This window comes from Roseburia yibonii (assembly GCF_014297335.1).
In the GTDB taxonomy this organism is placed as follows: Bacteria; Bacillota; Clostridia; order Lachnospirales; family Lachnospiraceae; genus Roseburia_D; species Roseburia_D yibonii.
Genome location: NZ_JACOQH010000003.1, coordinates 139,150 through 155,885, shown reverse-complemented (window position 1 = coordinate 155,885; position 16,736 = coordinate 139,150). Strand labels below are relative to the sequence as shown.

The 16,736-nt window shown below is 47.4% G+C and carries 14 protein-coding genes; 10 read left to right on the top strand and 4 right to left on the bottom strand.

From position 1 onward, the window contains the following. Positions 1-28 precede the first annotated feature (28 nt). The 3 genes from H8Z76_RS05640 (at position 29) to H8Z76_RS05630 (ending at position 3,580) form a co-directional block, all read left to right on the top strand. Positions 29-2,554, top strand: coding sequence for a cysteine peptidase family C39 domain-containing protein (locus H8Z76_RS05640; protein WP_186981909.1), 2,526 nt, complete (start codon positions 29-31; stop codon positions 2,552-2,554). Between the two features lie 227 nt (positions 2,555-2,781). Next, a complete protein-coding gene (locus H8Z76_RS05635) occupies positions 2,782-3,039 on the top strand; it encodes an HPr family phosphocarrier protein (RefSeq protein WP_022515459.1) in 258 nt (85 codons plus the stop codon). A gap of 19 nt (positions 3,040-3,058) precedes the next feature. Then, positions 3,059-3,580 (top strand): DUF6465 family protein, encoded by a 522-nt coding sequence (locus tag H8Z76_RS05630; RefSeq protein ID WP_022515458.1) that lies wholly within the window; start codon positions 3,059-3,061, stop codon positions 3,578-3,580. A gap of 89 nt (positions 3,581-3,669) precedes the next feature. Here H8Z76_RS05630 and H8Z76_RS05625 read toward each other — a convergent pair whose 3' ends face one another. The 3 genes from H8Z76_RS05625 to H8Z76_RS05615 all read right to left on the bottom strand — a co-directional run bounded on the left by H8Z76_RS05625 (position 3,670) and on the right by H8Z76_RS05615 (position 7,022). Continuing rightward, positions 3,670-4,854: a ribose-phosphate pyrophosphokinase gene (locus H8Z76_RS05625; protein ID WP_186981908.1), complete on the bottom strand. Its 1,185-nt coding sequence runs from the start codon at positions 4,852-4,854 to the stop codon at positions 3,670-3,672. Positions 4,855-4,926: 72 nt separating this feature from the next. Continuing rightward, positions 4,927-5,916: an ATP-binding protein gene (locus H8Z76_RS05620; RefSeq protein WP_147618211.1), complete on the bottom strand. Its 990-nt coding sequence runs from the start codon at positions 5,914-5,916 to the stop codon at positions 4,927-4,929. A 17-nt stretch (positions 5,917-5,933) separates the two neighbouring features. Continuing rightward, positions 5,934-7,022 carry a DnaD domain protein gene (locus tag H8Z76_RS05615; protein ID WP_186981907.1) on the bottom strand — a complete coding sequence of 363 codons (1,089 nt, stop codon included), beginning with the start codon at positions 7,020-7,022 and terminating at the stop codon, positions 5,934-5,936. A 62-nt stretch (positions 7,023-7,084) separates the two neighbouring features. On the opposite strand from H8Z76_RS05615, the gene H8Z76_RS05610 reads away from it, so the two are divergent. Beyond that, the gene (locus tag H8Z76_RS05610) at positions 7,085-7,228 is read left to right on the top strand and encodes a hypothetical protein (RefSeq protein WP_186981906.1); all 144 of its coding nucleotides are present in this window, start codon (positions 7,085-7,087) and stop codon (positions 7,226-7,228) included. Positions 7,229-7,291: 63 nt separating this feature from the next. On the opposite strand, the gene murC is transcribed toward H8Z76_RS05610, so the two are convergent. Then, complete coding sequence (murC, locus tag H8Z76_RS05605; RefSeq protein ID WP_147618213.1) at positions 7,292-8,671, bottom strand: UDP-N-acetylmuramate--L-alanine ligase; 1,380 nt, start codon at positions 8,669-8,671, stop codon at positions 7,292-7,294. A gap of 247 nt (positions 8,672-8,918) precedes the next feature. Here murC and H8Z76_RS05600 point away from each other — a divergent pair, with 247 nt between their 5' ends. The 6 genes from H8Z76_RS05600 (at position 8,919) to mfd (ending at position 16,708) form a co-directional block, all read left to right on the top strand. After that, complete coding sequence (locus H8Z76_RS05600; RefSeq protein WP_186981905.1) at positions 8,919-10,193, top strand: glucose-1-phosphate adenylyltransferase; 1,275 nt, start codon at positions 8,919-8,921, stop codon at positions 10,191-10,193. Continuing rightward, complete coding sequence (glgD, locus tag H8Z76_RS05595; RefSeq protein ID WP_022515451.1) at positions 10,190-11,305, top strand: glucose-1-phosphate adenylyltransferase subunit GlgD; 1,116 nt, start codon at positions 10,190-10,192, stop codon at positions 11,303-11,305. The genes H8Z76_RS05600 and glgD overlap by 4 nt, the downstream gene beginning before the upstream one ends. 43 nt (positions 11,306-11,348) lie before the next feature. After that, the gene (spoVG, locus tag H8Z76_RS05590) at positions 11,349-11,624 is read left to right on the top strand and encodes a septation regulator SpoVG (protein ID WP_022515450.1); all 276 of its coding nucleotides are present in this window, start codon (positions 11,349-11,351) and stop codon (positions 11,622-11,624) included. Between the two features lie 188 nt (positions 11,625-11,812). Beyond that, positions 11,813-12,559 carry a sugar phosphate nucleotidyltransferase gene (locus tag H8Z76_RS05585; protein ID WP_022515449.1) on the top strand — a complete coding sequence of 249 codons (747 nt, stop codon included), beginning with the start codon at positions 11,813-11,815 and terminating at the stop codon, positions 12,557-12,559. Continuing rightward, a complete protein-coding gene (gene pth / locus H8Z76_RS05580) occupies positions 12,550-13,125 on the top strand; it encodes an aminoacyl-tRNA hydrolase (protein WP_022515448.1) in 576 nt (191 codons plus the stop codon). Before H8Z76_RS05585 ends, pth begins: the two co-directional genes overlap by 10 nt. 7 nt (positions 13,126-13,132) lie before the next feature. Then, entirely contained in the window at positions 13,133-16,708 is a 3,576-nt protein-coding gene (mfd, locus tag H8Z76_RS05575) for a transcription-repair coupling factor (RefSeq protein ID WP_186982005.1), read from the top strand. Positions 16,709-16,736 lie beyond the last annotated feature (28 nt).

The following is a 16,736-nucleotide window of genomic DNA, read 5'->3' as shown; positions in this document are numbered from 1 at the left end:
TATTTTTTTGGAAAGAGAGGACACGCCTTTGAAAAAGGGATTGATAAAAGCCGGGGTACTGGTAGTCGTGTTTTTTGCGGCGCTGATCGGATTCAGCCTGATGACCAACCAGACCAACAAGGATCTTACGACAGATATGGCGAATGCCACTTTACCGATGATAGATTTGTATACAGGAACGCAGAAGATCAACGAACTGCATGGGTATACCGTGCAGATGGATGCTTCCTACATGAGAGATACGATCACGCCGGTTGGTACGGATATGAAAGTACCGGCGACGATCCAGACGTTTGGCACGGATGTGGACGCGATCTCCTACAAGATCCGCAGCATGGACGGAAAGGATCTGATCGCGGAGGCGGCGATCACGGATTATACGGAAAACGGCGGTCTGATCTCGATGCAGATCCCGATCCAGAACCTGATCAAGGAGGGACAGGAGTATAATCTGATCTTAGAACTCAAACATAAGGATAAAACCTACTATTATTATACAAGGATCTTAAAGAGCGAGGACGCGAATGTGGAACCCTGCGTGGAGTTTGCGCAGAACTTCCATGAAATGACGTTTGACGAGGAAAAGTCCGGCGGGCTTTCCACTTATATGGAACCGGATGCCTCGGCGGATAATTCCACTTTAAACCGCGTGACGATCAACTCCACATTAAGTCAGGTGACCTGGAACCAGTTTAAGGGAGTTCCGCTTTCAGAGCCTGCGGTTGCGGTCCGGGAGATCCAGGGTTCCTACAATGTCGTGACGCTTTCTTATGTCATGACTTCCACAGGAGATAATGGAGAACTTGAATATTATAACGTGGAAGAATACTACAGGATCCGTTACACGGCTTCCCGTATCTATCTGTTAAATTTTGAGCGAACCATGAACCAGATCTTCCGTGGGGAGAACGACAGCTTCTATGATAATTGCATCCAGCTTGGCATCCGTTCCGGGGATATCGCTTACCAGTCCAACGAAAACGGATCGGTGGTCTGCTTTGTCCAGGAGGGAGAACTCTGGAGCTATGATGAGAACAACGACCGCCTGTATCAGGTGTTCAGTTTCCGTGGATTTGAAGGGATCGATGACCGTGAAAACTATGACGAACACGACATCAAGATCATCGACATTGACGAGGCGGGCAGCATCAATTTCGCCGTATACGGCTATATGAACCGCGGCGAACACGAAGGCGAAGTCGGTATCGGGATCTATCATTTCGACAGTGTGGCAAACACCGTCGAGGAAGAGGCATTCCTGCCGTCCACACAGTCTTATCAGGTCATGAAATCCAACATCGGACAGCTGATCTATGAAAATGAGGACAATGAACTTTTCATTATGATGGAGGGGACGGTTTATAAGATCGATCTTTCCACCCGGGAGACGAAGCAGGTCGTATCCGGTCTCTCGGAGGATTCCTATGCGGTTTCGGATACCAATGAATTTTTCGCCTACATCGACGGAACGGATACCAATGCCGCAACCAGGGTGCATGTACTGGATTTCTCAGATGGCAGTGATTACACGATCGATGCCGGGGACGGACAGTACATCCGGCCGCTCGGATTTATGCAGGGCGATTTCATTTATGGGCTGGCAAGAGCGGATCAGGTGATGCCTGACGCGGCGGGAACCATTACATTCCCGATGTACCGCATCTGTATCGTGGATATCGGGGAAGGCTCGCATGAGGTGTTAAAGGAGTACCAGAAGGACGGTTATTTTGTATCCGGCGTGCAGCTTTCGGATTACACGATCTACTTAGACCGGCTGACCTACAATGGCATGGCGTATGTGCAGGCGGATCCGGACACGATCATGAACCGCGAGGGCGACGTGAAAAAGCCGGTGGAGATCCATGAGACCAACACGGAGCAGAAGGAGACCCAGTATCAGCTGAAACTGGAAGAAGAGATGAGCGATACCTCACCGAAGCTTCTGACACCGAAGCAGATCGTACTCGAGGAGAACCGCAACATCTCCATCGAACTGCCGAAACAGGGCGAAAAGTATTATGTATACAGCGGCGGCGAGGTGTGCCTTGCGACTTACAGTCTGCCGGAAGCCATTGGCAAGGCGAACGAAACGATGGGTGTTGTCATCGGAGATGGCCAGAAATACATCTGGAAGAGAGCAAGAAAAACAAACTGCCCGTCCTTACATGTGACGATCGGTGATTCGGACGCGGCGGGAAGCTCGATCGCGCAGTGTATCAGCGCGCTGTTACAGAGCAAGGAGATCAATCTGAGTGTGCAGGAGCTGTTAAATAGCGGGGATACCCCGAAACAGGTGCTCGAAGATTCGATGCAGGACTGCAGGATACTGGATCTTGGCGGATGCAGCGTTGAAGAACTGTTGTATTATGTGAGCAACGGAACGCCGGTGTTCGCAATGGTAAATCAGAGTGACGCCGTTCTGATCGTGGGTTATGACGCGAACAATATCGTGTATTATGACCCGGCAGCCGGCAAAAATGTGTCTAAGCCATTGGAGGAGGCACAGGCAATGTTCTCCGAAGCGGGGGATACATTCCTTACCTATATCGAGTAAAGGAGAAAAATTTTCGGTATCTTTTTCATCCGTGGTAATATAATAGGATAGAACAAATCTGATTTTCCATGACTGTGTCAGATGCACCATAAAGTTGTATAGAAAATTCGACTGTTATAGACCACTTTTGTTGATAATGGCGGATTTCCTATAAATCTATTGCAAATTTATACGGAATAAGGTATATTACAGTTTGTACCAAACATAAGGAAGTGTAAGAGGACAAGATGAGTAGAAAAAAAGAAGTAATCGTATCAGATGTTTCAAAAAAGCACGATAATCCTATTGCAGAATTAGTGCAGGTTGCATGCTGCTTTGACAGCGAAATTATTTTAGAGAGCAATAACCGTAAGATCAATGCAAAGAGTATCATGGGGATTATGGCGTTCAATCCGACGGTAGGCATGTCGGTAGACATCGTAGTAGACGGAAAGGACGAAGAAGAAGCATTACAGGCAATGGAAAAATTTTTGGTTTGTGAATAATGAATTGGGAGGATTTGCAATGAAAAAGAGACCAGCGAAAACTGTAACAGCGAAAGTACAGACACAGCCGATGGCAGCAGCAAATACTGCAAAAGCGGCAGAGACAAAAGTGACAGAAAAGGCACCGGAAGTAAAAGCAGAAGTAAAGACCGAAGTCAAAGCGGAAGCAGAGACAAAGATTGCCGAGAAGGTAAATGAAGTAGCGGAAAAAGCAGCTGAGATCGCAGTAGAGAAGGCAGCAGAGACAAAGACAGCAGTGAAAGCAGCAGCAAAGAAAACAGCAGAAAAAGTCGGAACAGCGAAGAAGACTGCAGCTGCAAAGAAAGCAGAGAAGGCACCGCTCATTCCGGAGATCAAGATCCAGTTTGCCGGAAACGAAGCAGATGAGGACGAGATCGTAAACGCGATCAAGAACAAATATGTTTCAGAGGGACACAGAGCCAGCGCGATCAAATCCCTTCAGATCTATCTGAAACCGGAAGAAAACGCGGCATACTATGTGATCAACCAGAAGAGCATGGGAATGGTTCCTTTATTCTAAGAATGAAAATTTATACATACGAATGTAGTGATCATAAATGAATCAAAAAAAGGACGGCGATTTTTCGCCGTCCTTTTTATTACGGTCTGTTATTTCTTTTTCTGCTCTTCTTTGTATTTGCTGACAAGACGCTGGATACGATCGTAAGGATTTAACAGATCACTGATAGAAGTATCGTGATTTAAAGTATCTACGATGTATGCGATATATTTGCTCATGTCGCAGTTGATGTAGTAATCTCTGGAAAGAAGTTCCGGTGTCTGGTAAGTCAGGTTGGTTGTAACGACTTTGTAGATCGTGCCGTCTGCAACTGCCTGGTCGAACTTCTCAAGACCATTGGTGAAAAGACCGAATGTAGCGATTACGAAGATACGGTTTGCTTTTCTCTTCTTTAATTCGGTTGCAACATCGATCATACTCTCACCGGAGGAGATCATATCATCTACGATGAAGACATCTTTGCCTTCTACGGAAGAACCTAAGAACTCATGTGCAACGATCGGGTTACGTCCGTCTACGATCTTGCTGTAATCACGACGTTTGTAGAACATACCCATATCCAGTCCGAGTACGTTTGCGAGATAAACGGCACGGCCGGTACCACCTTCGTCCGGGCTGATGATCATCATATGTTCGCTGTCGATCGAGAGATCCTTTACTTCGCCGAGGATTCCCTTTACGAACTGATATGCCGGCTGTACGGTCTCGAATCCGTTGAGCGGGATCGCGTTCTGGACACGAGGATCATGTGCGTCGAACGTGATGATGTTGTCAACGCCCATGGAGATCAGTTCCTGAAGCGCGATCGCGCAGTCAAGAGATTCTCTGGAAGTACGTTTGTGCTGACGGCTTTCATATAAGAACGGCATAATAACGGTGATTCTTCTTGCTTTACCACCGACAGCAGCGATCACACGCTTGAGATCCTGATAGTGATCATCCGGTGACATGTGATTTTCATAACCGCATACGCTATAAGTCAGGTTGTAGTTTGTAACGTCTACAAGAAGGAAAAGATCGTAACCGCGGACAGATTCCTTGATCACACATTTTGCTTCACCGGTACCGAAACGCGGTACACTGACATCCATGATATAGGAATTGCTCTGATAACCCTTGAATGCGATGGTGTCCTTGTGTTCATGCTGTCTTTTCTCTCTCCACTTTACCAGATAGTGGTCCACTTTTTCGCCGAGCTCTTTGCAGCTTGCAAGCGGGATGAGTCCAAGGCTTCCCTTAGGAATGGTTTCTAAATTTCTCTTGTCGTCTGACATGAATAGGTTCCTCCGTAATATGAATTTGTTTATAGTTTATTTCAATAGATGCAGCATCTAATGAGAGCAAAATTAATGCAGCTTTTTCTTGATGCGGATGTCGTCGCCATAGAACTTTAACATCGTGTAGTTGGAAAATACCCGGGAAAAGGTACGTTCCGAATAGATATCCGCAAGCTGGTTCATGTTTAAATTGGTAGAAATGATGGTTGACTTCCTGCGAAGCAGCCGCTCATTCAAACACAAAAAGAACTGTGAAGTCGTAAACGAGTTGGACATTTCGGTGCCCAGATCATCGATGATTAATAGATCACAGTCGAATATATTCTGATGCGCCACAGAGGCGTCGGTATCTTTGTCAAAAACATTTTTTGCGAAAATATCAAAGAGCTGAAAAGCAGTGAAATAGATCACGGAGAATCCGCGGTCCAAAAGCTCTTTTGCGATGCAGTTGGAGAGAAAGGTCTTTCCAACTCCGGTATTGCCATAGAAAAACAGATTCTGGGCGGTGTCGCCCACACCAAACTGGTCAATGAAATGTTCACTTTCCTCCCTTGCGCGGCGGATCAGCGCGAGCGGTGAGAGACCGCTTACCGGCTCTGTCTGTGTGTCAGAATAATAATCATAGGAAAAATGAGCAAAGTTTTCTTCTGCCAGGATGGAACGGATGTTGGACTGGGTATAGACGAGATCGATCGCTGCCTGCTTGAAACAGTGACAGCGTTCGTTGCCGATATAGCCGGTGTCCCTGCAGTCCGGACAGTCATAGGGAGGAATAAAGTAATCCTCCGGGTAGCCGAGGGAAGCCAAGATCACGGATTTTTCCTCGCGGAGAGAAGCAATCTGTTTTTTTAACTCATCCAGTGCGGCTGCGTCATCACCGAGCAGAAGCTTTTTCGCCTGCGCGACAGAACACGAGGAGATCGTATCATCGATTTCCTTTAAACGTGCATTTTTGGCATAGACCTCATTTTTGCGGTCTTCCACGATATGCTGATTTCGGATCTGTTTTGCATTGTACTGACGGATGATCTCGTCGTACTGGGCGTTGTTCAATGCCATGCGTTAAAAGCCTCCTGCTAATGGGTGGAATGATTAAAAACCTGTTCTTCGAGCTGTCTGTAATCATAAGGGCGCTGGTCAAAATTATTGAAACGGTTATTTGCCGGAGCGGGCTCTTTTGCCGTCCGAACCGGCTGTTTGGGCTTCCGGTTTAAAAAAGCTTCGTCCAGCGCCGCGATCTCTTCCAAGGAAGAGACATGCTTTTTATGCCAGTTGCCTAAAATAGAATCGGTATATTCAAAACTTGGCTGGTGGATCGCCTGCATGGTACGTTTGCATGCCTCGGTCACCAGTTCGATCGAAAATCCGTAAGTACCTGTCCACTTCTCGATAAAAGCCACTTCGGATTCCACGAGATTGCGCCCGGAAATACCGAAAGCCTTCATGACAGCGGTATTCGTTTTGCTGTAGCGCTCATTTTTCTCCTTGGCCTGTGAGACGGATACGATCCCGTCCTTGTGCCAGGCGAGCGCAACGGTTTCCATGTAGCGCATGCTTTTGTGACCGCCGCCGACACAGTATTCGATCAGATACTCGATCAGATCGATGGAAAAACCAAGACTGTCATGCCAGTACAGGATCGTGTTGATGTCTGTCGCGTTTAACGTCTGGTTTAAGTAAGTCTCTGTCATAAATAACAGTTCCTGTACACCCTTGTCCTCACGGAAAGCGCGCATTTCATCCGCCGTGTAATCAGGCTTTGGCTTCTGCGCCTTCTTTTCCGGCGAGGGAGCTGCCTGCGTGACAGCAGAAGCGGCTGTCTCTGTCCGGGTGTCCGGAGCGGAAAGCGGCGTCTGTTGCTTTGTGCGGCCGGGATTCGATAAGCAGATCCCGGTCAGTCTGCGGTCATTGTCATATTCGAGATGGAGTACCTTTGCCTTTTCCCAGTAGGCAAGCGCGCGCTTGATATCTTTTTCCGTATGCTCGAACTTGTCCGCCATGCCGGAGATGGAAAAGGACTCCTCCGGGGCGTTCATGCAGCGTAAAAGATATAAGTAGATTTTCACATATTCGCCATCCGCGTCTGCCATGAGTTCATCGATAAAAACATTCGGCACGCAGGTGACGGTCTCATTATTTTCGCTATGTAATGTAATGCCTGCCATAATACTCCCTCTTTCAACTCACACATTATAGCATAGGTATTTTGAAAAGAGAAGTCCTATTTTTGCCAGAAAAACCAGAAAAATCAAGGCTTGCGGAGAAAGTGGACAATGTGGATAATGTGGAAAAAGAACCGACAGAAAAATTGGGAAAACTGCCGAAAGGTGCAAATATCAACAAAAAAAGTTATCCACAATTTCTTATGTAAACATAAAAAATCCACATTGAATTGGCAGGTAATACACAATTACAATGTGGATAAAGTGGATAACTATTGCCCAAGCAGGTGTTCGCCCACGGTATAGATGTCTCCGGCGCCCATAGTTATCAACAGGTCGTTGTTCACACAATTTTCGAGAAGAAAATCTTCGATCTCACCGAAAGAAGGAAAATAGTAGCTTTCCGTGCCGAGCGCCTTTAATTCGTCAAGGATCGCGGTGGAAGAGATACCGATGGTATTTTTCTCTCTTGCCGCGTAAATATCCGCGAGGACAACGATGTCCGCGAGGGATAAGGCTTTCGCGAAATCCTTTAAAAATGCTTTGGTTCTCGAATAAGTATGCGGCTGGAATACACAGATCAGCCGTCCGTGTGGATAATTCTTTGCCGCGTGCAGTGTCGCCTCGATCTCGGTCGGATGATGCGCGTAGTCATCGATGACCGTGATACCGTTTACTTTGCCTTTTAATTCAAACCGGCGTTTCGCTCCGCCGAAAATGGAAAGTCCGTGAATGATATCTTCTAAGGAAATGCCCATTTTTTCCGTGACAGCGATCGCTGCGAGGGAATTGTAGACATTGTGCTCTCCGGGTACGGAAAGGGCAACTTTGCCGAGCTTCTCGCCGTTTTTATAGACGGAAAAACGACCGCATGCCTTTTCATTATAGGTGATATCCTTGGCGTAATAGGTAAAGGACGGGTCAAGACCGTAGGTGATGACTTCCTGGGAGAGCCCCTCGGTGATTTCCTCCGGGCGCTCAATTTGTCCATTCATGATGATAGCGCCATCCGAAATCGTATTTTTCGCAAATAAATGGAAAGAATGCCGGATATCGTTAATATCTTTAAAGAAGTCAAGGTGTTCAGCTTCGATATCTAAGATGATACTGTAGCGCGGATGAAAATGCAGGAAACTGTTGGTGTACTCACAGGCCTCTGTGACGAAAATGTCAGAGTGGCCGACGCGGATATTTCCCCCGATCGCATCGAGGATACCGCCGACCGATAAAGTCGGGTCAGCAGCTGCGCACAGTAAGATCTGGGAGATCATGGAAGTGGTCGTTGTCTTTCCGTGAGTGCCGGCAACGGCAACGGACTGTCTGTAGTTATCCATGATCTGGCCGAGCAGTTCCGCTCTCGAAAGCATCGGGATACCGGCTTCCTTTGCGGCCGCAAATTCCGGATTATCCTCTTTGATGGCTGCGGTATAGACAACGAGATCTGTGCCCGGCAGGATGTTTTCGGCACGCTGTCCGTAGAAGATCCGGGCACCCATAGAGGTAAGATTATCGGTGAGTGCGGACTCTTTTGAGTCGGAACCGGATATTTTAAAATGTTCCTTCAGTAAGATCTCGGCAAGGCCGCTCATACTGATGCCGCCGATGCCGATAAAATGAACATGAATTGGCTGTTTGAAATCAATCTTATACATTACTATATACCTGCTTTTCTAAAATAAAATTTTCATATTTTATATTATAACCATATATCCCGATTTTGCAAATTTATTTTCGGGAGAAAAAATTTATTGAAATCGTGAAACATTTTAGAAGTTTGTGAAATGTAACGAAAAAAGAACAAAAAATAGAAAAAAAATGTGCAAAATAATGTACACAAACAAAAAAGTGTGTTATAATTTTAAATATCGAATAACCCAACAATTACGAGAGGTGATAGACATGATAAAGAAGGAAATGATAGCCATGCTGTTAGCAGGGGGGCAGGGGAGCCGCCTTGGCGTTCTTACTTCCGGGGTTGCGAAGCCGGCAGTGGCATTTGGGGGGAAATACCGTATCATCGATTTCCCGCTCAGTAACTGTATCAATTCCGGGATTGATACGGTAGGTGTACTGACACAGTACCAGCCGCTTCGGTTGAATAAACATATCGGCATAGGTATGCCGTGGGACCTGGACAAAAATAACGGTGGAGTTACCGTACTTCCTCCTTATGAGAGAAGTGACAACAGTGAGTGGTATTCCGGAACAGCCAATGCCATCTACCAGAACATGCGGTATATGGAAAGTTACAATCCGGAATATGTACTGATCCTTTCCGGGGATCATATTTACAAGATGGATTATGAGGTGATGCTCGATTTCCACAAGGCGAACCATGCGGATGTCACGATCGCTACCATGCCGGTTCCGATGGAGGAGGCAAGCCGTTTCGGTATCGTGATCACGGACGAGAACAAAAAGATCCTTGAATTCGAGGAGAAACCGGAGAATCCGAGAAGCAATCTTGCGTCGATGGGTATCTACATATTCAGTTGGAACGCGTTAAAAGAAGCGCTGGTTGCGATGAAAGACCAGAGCAACTGCGATTTCGGAAAACACATCATCCCGTATTGCCATGAAAAGGGCGAGAGACTGTTTGCTTACGAGTATAACAGCTACTGGAAAGATGTCGGAACACTTGGTTCCTACTGGGAAGCAAATATGGAGCTGATCGACCTGATTCCGGAATTTAATCTTTACGAGGAGTACTGGAAGATCTACACCAAGAGTGACAATATCGAGCCGCAGTATCTGGCTGCGGAATCCGTAGTAGAAAAGAGCATCATCGGGGAAGGCTCTGAGATCTACGGTGAGGTTCACTGCTCCGTGATCGGACCGGGGGTTACGATCGGAAAGGGAACCGTGGTAAGAAATTCGATCATCATGCAGGACTGTGTGATCGGTGATAACTGCACGATCGACAAATCCATTATCGCTGAGAACTGTACCGTGGGGGACGGAACGGAACTTGGCGTAGGAGAGGAAGCACCGAGCAAATTAAGTGAAAAGATCTATGCGTTTGGTCTGGCAACAATAGGAGAAGACAGTAAGATACCGGCGAATGTTAAAATAGGAAAGAATACAGCAATTTCAGGTATTACTGAACCGGCCGATTATCCGAATGGGGAATTAAAGAGCGGGGAATATATCATTAAGGCAGGTGACAGCGAATGAAGGCATTAGGAATTATTTTAGCAGGCGGAAACAGCAATCGGATGCGTGAACTCACAACACGGCGCGCGATAGCGGCTATGCCGATCCACGGAAGTTTCCGATGCATCGACTTTACATTGAGCAACATGGCAAATTCGCATATTCAGAAGGTAGCGGTACTCACACAGTACAACGCGAGATCCCTGCATGAACATCTGAATTCTTCCAAATGGTGGGATTTCGGAAGAAAGCAGGGTGGACTTTATACCTTCACACCGACGGTGACACCGGACAACAGCTGGTGGTATCAGGGTACGGCAGATGCCATGTACCAGAATATCGAATTCTTACGCAGATGCCACGAACCGTATGTGATCATCGCAAGCGGTGACTGCGTCTACAAACTCGATTACAACAAGGTACTCGATTATCACATTGAAAAGAAAGCGGATGTCACGGTAGTGTGCAAAGACATGCCGGCAGATATGGATATCAGCCGCTTCGGTGTGGTAAAGATGAACGAGGATTCAAGGATCATCGAGTTTGAGGAGAAACCGATGGTATCCCGTTCCAACACCATTTCCACTGGAATCTATGTGCTGCGCAGAAGACAGCTGATCGAAATGTTGGAGCGCTGCCATGAAGAAGGACGGAGCGATTTCGTAAACGATATTCTGATCCGCTATAAGAATATGAAGCAGATCTACGGATACAAGATCGATACCTACTGGAGCAATATCGCTTCCGTACAGGCATATTACGAGACGAACATGGCGTTTTTAAAACCGGAGGTACGCAGGTATTTCAAAGAAGATCCAAAGATCCATTCCAAGATCGACGATCTGCCGCCGGCAAAATATAACGAGGGTTCGGAGGTCAGAAACAGTCTGATCGCCAGCGGATGCATCATCAACAGCAAGGTTGAAAATTCCGTTTTATTTAAGAAGGTATTTGTAGGAAAGAATTGTGTGATCAAGAATTCCATTATCCTGAATGATGTCTATATCGGGGATAATACGCATATAGAGAACTGTATTGTCGAGAGTAGGGGTACTCTGAAGGCAAATACATATTACAGCGGTGGTGATGGAATTAAGGTTGTATTAGAGAATAACGAAAGATACAGCATTTAAAAAACAGCATGGGTGGCTGAGACTTGAAAGGGGCAGGAAGATTATGCAGATTACAGATGTACGAGTAAGAAAAGTAGAAAAAGAAGGCAAAATGAAGGCAGTGGTGTCCATTACGATCGATGAGGAATTTGTTGTACATGACATCAAGGTCATTGAAGGTGAGAAGGGACTTTTTATTGCGATGCCAAGCCGGAAAGCGGCAGATGGCGAGTACCGCGATATCGCGCATCCGATCAATTCCGATACACGTTCCCGTATCCAGCAGATCATTTTAGACAAGTATGAAGCTGAGATCGCGGCGGAAGAAGCAGCGGAATAACAGGCGTTATGCGTGAGAAGGTATAAAAATGGGGAAAGCTAAAAGATAAATGTGACAGAAGGTGCGTCTTCTGCCGTCAAGGAACCTCCGGGACCCGGAATACGGGAAACCGGAGGTTTTTTCGTGACAAATTACGGAAATTATACTAAAATACAAAATGATATTGCAAATTCGGGAGGAAAAGGAAGATGAGCAGTTTAAAAGCAGTGATCTTGGCAGCGGGGAAAGGTACGAGAATGAAGTCGGATCTGCCGAAGGTTGTGCATACGATAGATGGAAAATGCCTGGTCGATTATGTGATCGAGGCGGCAGAAGGAGCCGGAGCGGAGGAGATCTGCCTGGTGGTCGGTTACAAGCATGAGATCGTAAAGGAACGGATCGCGCATAAAGAGGAAGTGTCCTTTGTATTGCAGGAGGAGCAGCTTGGCACCGGGCACGCAGTGAAATGTGCGAGGGAATTTTTAGGCGACAAAGGGGAAACACTAATCCTGTTCGGGGATACGCCGCTTATCACAGCGGAGACGTTAAGACGGCTGGCGGATTACCACCGGACGCAGAAAAATACGGTCACAGTGCTTTCCGCAAAGATTGATGACCCGACCGGCTACGGACGCATCATAAGAGACGAAAAGGGCAGCTTTGTAAAGAGTGTGGAACACAAAGACGCAAGTGAAAAAGAGTTAAGTTCCCATGAGATCAATTCGGGCATGTATCTGTTTGATACCAAAGAACTCTGCGAGGCGCTTGGAAAAATAAAGCCAAATAATGCGCAGGGCGAATATTATCTGCCGGATACACTTGCGATCATACGGGAAAAGGGTTTAAAGGTGGACGCGTTCGCGCTGGAGAGCCCGGAGGATATAGAGGGAGTAAACGACAAAGAACAGCTTGCGGCAGCAGAAAAAATCATTCAGAGGAGAAAATCATGTTTATAATCGCGGGACTTGGAAATCCGACCAGCCAGTACGAGGGAACCAGACATAACATCGGCTTTGATGTCATGGATGCGCTGGCGGAAAAATATAATATCAGTATCAGTGAAAAAAAGCACAAGGCACTCTGCGGCAAGGGAGTGATCGAAGGCGAGAAAGTGCTTTTGGTAAAACCGCAGACCTACATGAATCTGAGCGGGGAGAGCATAGCGGAGATCTTAAATTATTATAAGCTAGATGCCGAGGAAGATTTTTTGGTGGTTTTTGACGATATCAGTCTTGCGCCGGGAAACATCCGCATCCGCAAAAAAGGAAGCGCCGGCGGACATAACGGAATCAAAAATATCATTGCGATGACCGGAACACAGAACTTCAAGCGGATCAAAGTCGGTGTTGGAGAAAAGCCGAAGGGATGGGATCTTGCCGACTATGTGCTCGGACGCTTTTCGGACGAAGACCGAAAGAAAGTAAATGACGCGATCGAGGACGCGATCGGCGCGGTATCCATGATATTGCGCGGAGAAACAGATCAGGCAATGAATTGCTATAATGCCAAAAAGGAAGCGTAAGGAAATGATGGATACCTTTAAAAAGCCATTAGAGGAATTAAAAGATTATTCAGATCTCATAGAATCGTTAAAAAAGGATTCCGGATTTTTTGCGGTTTCCGGCTGTATCGATGCGGAAAAACCGCATCTGATCTATGGCGCCGGAAGCGGAATGAAAAACCGGATCGTGGTCGCGGCGAGTGAACAGAAAGCAAAAGAGCTGTGTGAGGAATACCGTTTCTTTGAAAAAGAAGCGGTATATTTTCCTGCAAAAGACATCCTGTTTTATCAGGCGGACATCCACGGGAATCTGCTGACGCAGGAGCGCATCCGCACATTAAAAGCGGTTTCCGAGCAGACCGGGGTCACGGTGTTTACCACATTTGACGCGCTGATGAATGAGATGGCAGAGCCAAAAAGCTTTACCGCGGCAGTCAAAAAATTTAAGATCGGAGACACGGTAAATCTGCAGGAACTGGAAAAAGAGCTTGTAGAGATGGGATATGTGCGCGGTTATCAGGTTGAGGCGGCGGGAGAATTTGCGGTCCGGGGCGGGATCCTTGATATCTATCCGTTCACGGAGGAAAATCCGCTGCGTATGGAGCTCTGGGGCGATGAGGTGGACTCTTTGCGCAACTTTGATGTGGAGAGCCAGCGCATGATCGAAAATCTGGATGAGATCACGGTCTATCCTGCCTGCGAATTTATCCTTTCCGGCGAAATGAGAGAAAAGGGAATCCAAAAACTGCGCGCGGAGAGCAAAAAAGTTCAGGAACAGTTCAGACAGGAAATGAAAACCGAGGAAGCGTACCGTGTGAAAACCGCGACCGAGGGATTTATAGAGGAACTGACCGAGGGCGGCGGCAGCGTGGATGCGGATGTGTATCTTTCGTATTTTACGGACCGGACGGTTTCACTGCTTTCCTATTTTGAGAAAGAGGATACGGTGGTCTTTTTGGATGAGCTGCAGCGCTGCGTGGAAAAAGGAAACGTTACCGAGAAGGAATTTTCCGAGAGCATGAAGCAGCGTCTGGAAAAGGGCTACATCCTGCCGGGACAGATGAAGGCACTCTTTACCTGCAGACAGATCTTGGCAGAACTCTCATCACGAAAATGCGTGGGACTTGCGTCATTGGAGACAAAAGAAAAAGATTTCGAGATAAAGGCGCGCTTCGCGGTCTCTACGAGAAGTGTCAATCCGTATAACAGCAGCTTTGAACTTCTGGTCAAAGACTTAAAGCGCTACAAAGAAAAAGGCTATCGTGTGATCCTGCTTTCCGGATCGAGGACCAGGGCGGAGCATCTGGCGGGTGATCTGATGGAAGAAGGGTTAAACAGCTACTACAGCGACGATTTTTCCAGAGAAGTAAAGCCGGGTGAGATCATGACGGCTTACGGCAAGGTGAAGAGGGGATACGAATACCCGCTGATCAAGTTTGTGGTCATCTCCGAGAGCGATATTTTTGGCGCGGAAAAAAAGAAAAAGAAAAGACGCCGGATCTACGAGGGAGAAAAGATACAGAGCTTCAGTGATCTGAGCATCGGGGATTATGTGGTGCATGAAAACCACGGGCTCGGCATTTACCGCGGAATTGAAAAAGTGGAAGTGGACAAAACGGTCAAAGATTATATCAAGATCGAGTACGCGAAAGGCGGAAATCTCTATATCCTTGCAACCCAGCTGGATCTGATCCAGAAATATGCGGGCTCGGACGCGAAGAAGCCGAAATTAAACCAGCTTGGCACGCAGGAGTGGAACCGTACCAAGACCAAAGTCCGTGGAGCCGTAAAAGAGATCGCGGGAGATCTGGTAAAACTTTATGCCGCGAGACAGGAAAAGGAAGGATTTGTCTACAGCCCGGATACCGTGTGGCAGCGGGAATTTGAGGAAATGTTCCCGTTTGAGGAGACGGAGGATCAGGAGTTCGCGATCGAGGCGACCAAAAAGGACATGGAGAGCAAAAAGATCATGGACCGCCTGATCTGCGGGGATGTCGGCTACGGAAAGACGGAAGTTGCGATCCGCGCAGCGTTCAAGGCGGTGCAGGATGGAAAACAGGTGGTTTATCTGGTGCCGACCACGATCCTTGCGCAGCAGCATTACAATACCTTTGCACAGCGGATGAAAGATTTTCCGGTGCGTGTGGATCTGCTCTGCCGTTTCCGTACCGCAGGCGAACAGAAAAAGACGATCGAAGATCTGAAAAAAGGCATGGTGGATATCGTGATCGGAACGCACCGCGTGCTCTCAAAAGATGTGGTGTTCAAAGATCTCGGACTGCTGATCGTGGATGAGGAACAGCGTTTCGGTGTCGGACACAAGGAAAAGATCAAGCAGTTAAAAAATAATGTGGATGTGCTGACGCTTACGGCAACGCCGATCCCGCGTACGCTCCATATGAGCCTGATCGGGATCCGGGACATGAGCGTCTTAGAGGAACCGCCGATGGATCGAATGCCGATCCAGACTTATGTCATGGAGTACAATGAAGAACTGGTGCGTGAGGCGATCATGCGTGAGATGGCAAGAGGCGGTCAGGTTTATTACGTCTTTAACCGGGTCAATCAGATTGCGGATGTGGCAGTGAAGATCGCGTCGCTTGTGCCGGACGCAAATGTCGCATTCGCGCACGGACAGATGAAAGAAAAAGAACTCGAAGACATCATGTATGGGTTTATCAACGGGGAGATCGATGTGTTAGTGTCCACCACGATCATTGAGACGGGACTTGACATTTCAAACGTAAATACCATGATCATACAGGACGCGGATAACCTCGGACTTTCCCAGCTCTATCAGCTCAGAGGACGTGTGGGGCGCTCAAACCGGACAGCGTATGCGTTCCTTATGTATAAGCGGGATAAGATGTTAAAGGAGATCGCGGAAAAGCGTCTTGCGGCGATCAAGGAATTTACGGAACTCGGAAGCGGGTTTAAGATCGCGATGCGGGATCTGGAGATCCGTGGCGCGGGAAATCTGCTCGGAGCCGAGCAGCACGGGCATATGGAAGCGGTCGGTTACGATCTGTACTGCAAGATGTTGAATGAAGCGGTCAAGGAAGCGAAGGGGATCGCCGGGGAAGAACATTTTGACACGTCGATCGATATCGATATGGATGCCTACATCCCGGCTTCCTATATCCCAAACGAGTATCAGAAGCTGGATATCTACAAGCGGATCGCGGGTATTGAAACAGAGGAAGAAAAGGACGAGATGATCGAGGAGCTGATCGACCGTTTCGGAGAGCCGCCGAGATCTGTGAACAATCTGCTTCTTATCGCGCAGTTAAAAGCAAAAGCGCATGCGGGTTATTTCACGGAAGTTACGCAGCGTGGCGATGAGATTAAGTTTGTGCTGTATGAAAAGGCGGCAGTAGATCCTGCAAAGATCCCGGAGCTGGTTCAAAGCTACGAAAACCGCGTGACCTTTACGGCGGACAGCAAGGCGCCGTATTTCGTATACCGGTTAAACTATAACTCCAGACAGAAGGGTGAGGACGCGGGAGAAGTGATCGCGCAATTTTTGGATCGGGCACATGAAACACTTGCGGGTGGAAATAAAAAGCACTATAATGAAGCGAGTGACACTGGAAAAGAACCGTGACAGCGGTAACAGGAAACAAGAAGGAAAG

Bases quoted from the DNA above. Each gene is read 5' to 3' on its own strand.
- H8Z76_RS05615 (WP_186981907.1), bottom strand. From the start codon at position 7,022: ATGGCAGGCATTACATTACATAGCGAAAATAATGAGACCGTCACCTGC.
- spoVG (WP_022515450.1), top strand. From the start codon at position 11,349: ATGCAGATTACAGATGTACGAGTAAGAAAAGTAGAAAAAGAAGGCAAA.
- H8Z76_RS05600 (WP_186981905.1), top strand. From the start codon at position 8,919: ATGATAAAGAAGGAAATGATAGCCATGCTGTTAGCAGGGGGGCAGGGG.
- murC (WP_147618213.1), bottom strand. From the start codon at position 8,671: ATGTATAAGATTGATTTCAAACAGCCAATTCATGTTCATTTTATCGGC.
- H8Z76_RS05625 (WP_186981908.1), bottom strand. From the start codon at position 4,854: ATGTCAGACGACAAGAGAAATTTAGAAACCATTCCTAAGGGAAGCCTT.
- mfd (WP_186982005.1), top strand. From the start codon at position 13,133: ATGGATACCTTTAAAAAGCCATTAGAGGAATTAAAAGATTATTCAGAT.
- H8Z76_RS05635 (WP_022515459.1), top strand. From the start codon at position 2,782: ATGAGTAGAAAAAAAGAAGTAATCGTATCAGATGTTTCAAAAAAGCAC.
- H8Z76_RS05620 (WP_147618211.1), bottom strand. From the start codon at position 5,916: ATGGCATTGAACAACGCCCAGTACGACGAGATCATCCGTCAGTACAAT.
- H8Z76_RS05585 (WP_022515449.1), top strand. From the start codon at position 11,813: ATGAGCAGTTTAAAAGCAGTGATCTTGGCAGCGGGGAAAGGTACGAGA.
- glgD (WP_022515451.1), top strand. From the start codon at position 10,190: ATGAAGGCATTAGGAATTATTTTAGCAGGCGGAAACAGCAATCGGATG.
- pth (WP_022515448.1), top strand. From the start codon at position 12,550: ATGTTTATAATCGCGGGACTTGGAAATCCGACCAGCCAGTACGAGGGA.
- H8Z76_RS05630 (WP_022515458.1), top strand. From the start codon at position 3,059: ATGAAAAAGAGACCAGCGAAAACTGTAACAGCGAAAGTACAGACACAG.